At 57.1% G+C, this 6,024-nt stretch carries 5 protein-coding genes and 1 tRNA gene; 4 read left to right on the plus strand and 2 right to left on the minus strand.

The window, feature by feature from the left end; genetic code table 11:
- Positions 1–149 precede the first annotated feature (149 nt).
- From EPO09_RS01195 to EPO09_RS01205, 3 genes are all read left to right on the plus strand, one after another.
- The gene (locus EPO09_RS01195) at positions 150–803 is read left to right on the plus strand and encodes a TetR family transcriptional regulator (protein ID WP_290639362.1); all 654 of its coding nucleotides are present in this window, start codon (positions 150–152) and stop codon (positions 801–803) included.
- Positions 804–1,030: 227 nt separating this feature from the next.
- Entirely contained in the window at positions 1,031–2,968 is a 1,938-nt protein-coding gene (locus EPO09_RS01200; RefSeq protein ID WP_290639364.1) for a peptidylprolyl isomerase, read from the plus strand.
- 38 nt (positions 2,969–3,006) lie between these two features.
- Positions 3,007–3,082: transfer RNA gene (locus EPO09_RS01205), tRNA-His, on the plus strand.
- A gap of 534 nt (positions 3,083–3,616) precedes the next feature.
- Here the strand turns inward: EPO09_RS01205 and EPO09_RS01210 are convergent.
- Entirely contained in the window at positions 3,617–4,492 is an 876-nt protein-coding gene (locus EPO09_RS01210; protein ID WP_290639366.1) for a formyltransferase family protein, read from the minus strand.
- Positions 4,489–5,625 carry a hypothetical protein gene (locus EPO09_RS01215; protein WP_290639368.1) on the minus strand — a complete coding sequence of 379 codons (1,137 nt, stop codon included), beginning with the start codon at positions 5,623–5,625 and terminating at the stop codon, positions 4,489–4,491. Before EPO09_RS01215 ends, EPO09_RS01210 begins: the two co-directional genes overlap by 4 nt.
- Before the next feature lie 192 nt (positions 5,626–5,817).
- Between EPO09_RS01215 and EPO09_RS01220 the strand changes: the two genes are divergently transcribed.
- On the plus strand, positions 5,818–6,024 hold a 207-nt coding region (locus tag EPO09_RS01220; protein WP_290639370.1), incomplete at its 3' end, for a hypothetical protein.

A 6,024-nucleotide genomic window follows, 5' to 3' on the forward strand; every position in this document is an offset into this window, starting at 1 on the left:
TGTTTGTCTCATGGCAGCGTGGGTCGCTATTGGTCTGACATGGCGCATTGTCTGATGTTATTGACTGTTGGTCAATAGCGTTTTATCCACCCGTTTTGTAGAATGACCCGATCAACCCGCGGCGTCATGACCGTTGGTCAGGGAAAATTTTGGAACACGAATCTCGTCCTATCCGAACGCGTGCGAACGACGATGTAGACAAGGCTGCTCGCCGGGAAGACATCCTGGAGGCTGCGCGCAGCTTGTTTCTGCAGGATTCGCGGCAATTGCCATCCGTTGCGCGCATTGCTGAGAAGGCTCGATTGGCCAAAGGCACGGTCTACACCTACTTCACGACAAAAGAAGAAATCTTTGCGGCGCTGCTGGCTGACAGTCTCGATGCAGTGTTGGCGCTTCTTGCGCAGGGCTTAGGTGGGGCACAACCCAGTCTGGATACGCTCATCGAGGCATTTGTCTCGTATATCGAGGCTCATCCTGAGGTGTCTCGCCTTGACGCGATGGCGTACCAACTGGAGCGCAATCTGAGTCCTGAGGCCATGCATACCCACAAGCTGCGCGCGACGATGGGCCTGGTGGCCGGAGGTGGTTTGCTGGAAGCGGCCCTGGGATTGCCTGCCGGTCGAGGCGTCAAGGTGCTGTCTCGCATCTATGCCTTGACGCGCGGTTTATGGCAGTGGCTGGATTACCCGCCGGAGATGCGGGAGGTGCTCAGTGAGCCCGTGTTTGCGCCTATTCGGCCAGACTTTCGCGAGGAATTGGTCGAGGCGTTGAATGAATATGTCCGGGGTGCGACAGCGCCCTGAGTACCGACGGGCCCCGTGAGGGTTTGCCCATGTTGGTGGCTGGCGTCAGCGCTGCAGAAATAGGGGTAACATCGCAGGTCGTCACCATAGCGAAATTCGAAGGCGAACCCTGGTTCGCCTTTGTGTTGTCTGAGGTTTGCTTTCCTGATTGTTCATGGCAGCACACCTCGGGCACGGTTCGCCGCTCAAGCGGTCCTCAAGAAGGCTGCCCCAACTGGTCCATCACCATGTTTGATTTCGTTCGCAAGCACAACCGCATCCTGCAGATCCTGTTGATTCTGCTCATCCTGCCGTCGTTCGTGGTTTTCGGCATCCAGGGCTATTCGAGCTTCGCCAGCAGCGAAGGCGTTGTGGCCAAGGTCGGCTCTCAGAAAATCATGCAGGCCGAGTGGGACAACGCCAATCGCAACGTGGCCGAGAACTATCGCGCGCAGCAGCCTGGTATCGATGCCAAACTGTTCGATACGCCCGAGTTCAAGAGCAAGTCGTTGGATTCGCTGGTCAGACAATCCGTGCTGGCAACGGCAGCTTTTGATCAGAATCTGAGCGCCCCTGTATCGCGCCTCGTTCGCGCTTTTGCCACGGATCCTCGGTTTGCGTCGTTGCGCAACCCTGACGGCAGCCTCAACAAACAATTGCTGGAAGCTCAGGGCATGACGCCGGCTCGTCTGGAGGCCTTGCTGCGCCAGGAATTGACCCTGGCACAGGTGCTGGGCGGCGTGCAGTCTACGGGGCAGACATCCAAGCTGGCAACACGTGCCGCTCTGGAGGCCATGTTCCAGGTGCGCGAAGTGCAATGGATGAAGTTCGAGCCCAAGACCTACGCGGCCCAACTGAACCCCACTGCAGAACAACTGCAAGCCTTCTACAAGGATCCAGCTAACGCCAGTTGGCTGACAGCGCCCGAGAAGGCTGATGTTCAATACGTCGTGCTGGATGTGGACGCCCTCAAGAAGCGTGTCACCGTCAGTGACGACGAACTGCGTCGTTCCTATAAGGAAAACGAAAAGCGTTTCACCGTCCCGGAAGAGCGTCGTGCACGCCATATCCTTATCGAGGTGAAGAAGACCGCTTCTGCTGATGAAAAGAAGGCGGCACGCGCCAAGGCCGAGCAGTTGCTGGCTCAACTGCAAAAGAACCCTTCGCAGTTTGCTGAACTGGCCAAGAAAAACTCCGATGACCCAGGGTCTGCCAGCAATGGCGGTGACCTGGACTTCTTTGGCCGTGGCGCCATGACCAAGGCGTTCGAAGACGCCGCGTTTGCGCTCAAGCCCGGTCAACTGAGTGGCGTGGTTGAAAGCGACTATGGCTTCCACATTATTTCCTTGACAGAAGTGCGCGGTGGCCAGGTGCAGCCTTATGAAGCCGTCAAGGCACAACTCGAGGATGACGCGCGCAAGCAACTGGCCCAGCGTGAGTTCGCCAGCGTGGCAGAGAAGTTCACCAATGGTGTGTATGAGCAGTCTGACAGCCTCAAGCCGATTGCCGACGAGCTGAAGCTGGAAGTTCAAACTGCCCAGAATGTGCTGCGTGAACCAGGTGCCAAGGATCAGGGTGTGTTGTCCAACCGCCGCGTGCTGGATGCCTTGTTTGATCCGGCCAATCGCGGCAAGGGCCGCAACACGGAAGCCATTGAGGTGGGCCCCAGCAAGCTGGTGTCTGCGCGCATCGTGAAATACAGCCCGGCAACCCGTCAGCCATTTGAAGCTGTGCAAGCGCAGGTGCGTGAGCGCTGGACTACCGCTGAAGCGCTGAAGGCCGCACGCAAGGACGCAGAACAGAAGATGGCGCTGTGGAAGCAATCGCCAGACAAGTCCCAACTGCCAGCCGCTGTACAGATGTCGGGCAAGACCATCTACAACCAGCCGCCTATCGTGCTGGAGTCTGCGCTGCGTATCCCTGAGAAGCAATTGCCAGCATGGACGGTGGTTGACCTGGGCGCTGAGGGCGTGGCCTTGCTGAAGGTCAACAAGGTCGTGCCGATGCAGATTTCTGATCAGGAGTTGAACGAGGCCCAGTCGCAGTACGGCAGCTACTGGGGCAAGGCTGAGGCCGATGCTTACTACCGTGCACTCAAGAGCCAGTACAAGGTCAAGTACCTCAATGAAGGCAAGAAGACCATGGACAAGGTCACTGAATCGCAAAAAACTTCAGCAGCTCAGTAAAAGCCTGAAAATCACGCTATAATCGTAGTCTTTCAGCGGTGGCTATAGCTCAGTTGGTAGAGTCCCAGATTGTGATTCTGGTTGTCGTGGGTTCGAGTCCCATTAGCCACCCCAAGAAATAATGAACGCCGACAAGTACTTAGCTTGTCGGCGTTTTTCTTTGTGTCGCCGGTTTTGGCCCAAATATTCCCACCGTGGGAATTGATGTGCGGAAAAGGGAGTCTATCGAGACCCCTGGGCGCTCAAAATTCTCGTGAATGGAGCCTTGGGAAGGCTCGTTCCGAGTGCGGCATTCACGCGCATTCGGACGCAGTTTTTTGCGAGATGCTTCAGCTGATTGCTGCAGGCTAAAGGGCGGATGCATCGCAGCTACAAGATGTGTGTGCCCGCTTCAGGATGGTTGCGGTTGTTGGCGACGCACCGTGCGAGCGACCGCCGTGTTCATCTGCAGACGTTCGATGGTCGAAGGCTCGCCTGAGACGCCTATCCCCTTAGAGTAGCGCTACGTCATTCAACTTTGCACAACAGCCCCGTTGCAATTGAGCAAATCGGAAGATGGATGTACTCGCTGTTGCGATGACTGTCTCTTGCTAAGTGCCCCAGCAAGCCATTGTCACCAGGGCAGAAGCTGCTGCTTGAGCTTGCGCATCACGCCGAGTTGGGTGTTCCCGTGATGGCCTCGGCCGAGAAAAATGCCCAATCCAGTATGGCTGTATACCCACCCCTGCAAGCGATGACCATGCGCAGCCCATCTGCATGAACGACGCTGCCCAATCGGGCCGTATGAGCCTCGGGCCAGGTGATGGCTCGCCTGACGTGAATGGCCACATCGTTGATCGTTGCCAGGCACTCGTGTTGACCAAAAGCTCGCAACTGTCGATCAATCATTTCGTAAGACTGGGTGAAATCCAATGTGCGATCCGCCTCTGACCAGAAACCCACATAGTGTTCATTCAACTGTGGCTGAGCGTCGCGCCAAAGCTGATCAAAGTCATTGGCAACGGTACAGGCGAGTTCGCGCATGCTCATTTGGATCTTCATGTCCAACACGTCGAAGCACTCTCGTTCACCCAGGTCAAAATCATGCTGAGCCAGTATGGCGCCACTGTCGAACGCCTGTTCAAGCTTGTGGCACGAGACACCCCAACGTCGCTGTTGATCGAGGATAGCCCATACCTGCGGAAGAGGGCCGCGATAGCGAGGCAACGGTGAAGGATGAAAGTTCACGGCATGGGGAATGTGAGGCCGCCAGTCGCCGATGCGCCACGGGTAGCTGGCCACAACCAGCAGGTCACATTGCATCTTTCCCAGGTCGGTCAAGTCAGCATCAGTGAGCCGTGAGAGCTGAATCGGTATGCCCAGTTCTTGCGCTCTGGCGACGACGCGCCGATTGCTGTGAAGGCGCTCGTCAGTGGGTACAGTAAACAGTTTGACAGGCGTCCAGCCACCTGCCACAAAGGCCTCCAGAATGGGCAAGTACCTGTCCGTGGCCGTCAAAGCAAACCGACGAGTTGATGCGTTCATTTGCTCCGCCAGTCGCCAATGGGGGAAAGCCATTTGCCTGCCTGGGATTGCAACCATTGGTGGGCCAATGTGTCATCCAACAGATAGGCATCCAGAAACGCTATGCTGACTGTGGTCAGTGCAGTGCGCTGCATGGCTGTAGTGGTGGGCGAACGCCCAGAATCTCCAGCAGTCTTGTCACCTGAGGCCACGTCCCCGCTGCGTGAGCCTTTGGATCGCCCTTTACCGCCTCGGCCGTCTTGGCCGCGTCGTTCGCCTGATTTGCCTTGGTTCTTGTCGTGCCCGTCCTCGAATGGCGTGTGGCCGTCCTCGGCTTCGCTTTGTTCTCCGAGCGTGGCGTGGCGCGCGCCCCGCATGACCAGCATGTACTTGTTGCCCGCGGGCATGTTGCCGAAGGGGGCCGTGCGCAGATAAGCCGCCGGTATGCCGCCATTCGGGTCTACATCCGAGTCTGATGTCAGCGTGAGCAGGGGTGCCGACATGCCTTTGTATCGCGTATCGAAGGCGCCTTGCTCGAAGCTTGCGTAGGGGCTGATCACGATATACGCCTTGAAGGGTGATGGGGCGAGGACAGCCTCAGTACCAGAGACTGCTTCGCCTGCTGCGTGTGCCACGGTGTACGCCCCCAGGTCAAAACCTATCAGGCCAATCTGACTCAAATTGACACCTTGCAGTTGTTGATCGCCTTTTCCTTGTGATTTGAGCAAGTCGGCATGGAGTTGCCGCAGCAACTCGCTGCGCTTTTGAAGCAAGGGTGCTGCGTATCGTTGCCCCTGCCATCCGTTTTGATTACTTTGGCCGGACGGCATTTCATCTTCGGGCAACGGCTGCCAAGACATCACCACGTAACCTGCCTGCGCCAGTGCGTGCCGGCCAGGCTCGAAGGCATGGGCGTTTTGGCCCTGACCGGGCATGTAGATCAACAAGGGATGCACGCCAGATTCAAGAGGACGGCACCAGACCAATCGCTCGGGCAAGCCATTGATCAATCGGACGTCCTCTGATTCGCTCGTGTCAAATTCATGCGGGGCTGGGTAGCCCTGGGCTTCAAAGTGATGAACCTTGGCCAGATCAACTGGAGGCGACTTGTTGCTGGAGCAGCCGGGAATGCACAGTAAAGCGGCAGCCAGCATCGTAGATGTTGTAGAAACCCGCCTCAAATGCATTCCAAAGTGGAGGTTCATCATGCACTGCATGTTGGCTCACTGGTGTAAAGCATTCATTGCTGCTTTGTTAAGCCTGACTTTGCTTGGGTGCCGCTGTGCTACCGGGTGCCGGTTTGTATAGGATGGCTCGACGTGCGTATGACTAAGGATGAGGTGACCATGAATTCCACAACATTGGCATTGGGGTGCGGCTTGATGGTTTTGGTGGCAGCTTCGGGCAGCGTCGCCGTGGCCCAACCACGTCATGGCGACCCTCGCTACGAGTCGCGCGGGGATCCTTTCCGGTTCGATCCTCGCTATCACCACAATCACTACTACCCTGTCGTGGGTTACGCCGTGCCTGTTTTGCCAGATGGCAGCGTCAGC

This window comes from Aquabacterium sp. (assembly GCF_004297345.1).
Lineage (GTDB): Bacteria > Pseudomonadota > Gammaproteobacteria > Burkholderiales > Burkholderiaceae_C > Aquabacterium.

Bases quoted from the DNA above. Each gene is read 5' to 3' on its own strand.
- EPO09_RS01200 (WP_290639364.1), top strand. From the start codon at position 1,031: ATGTTTGATTTCGTTCGCAAGCACAACCGCATCCTGCAGATCCTGTTG.
- EPO09_RS01210 (WP_290639366.1), bottom strand. From the start codon at position 4,492: ATGAACGCATCAACTCGTCGGTTTGCTTTGACGGCCACGGACAGGTAC.
- EPO09_RS01215 (WP_290639368.1), bottom strand. From the start codon at position 5,625: ATGCTGGCTGCCGCTTTACTGTGCATTCCCGGCTGCTCCAGCAACAAG.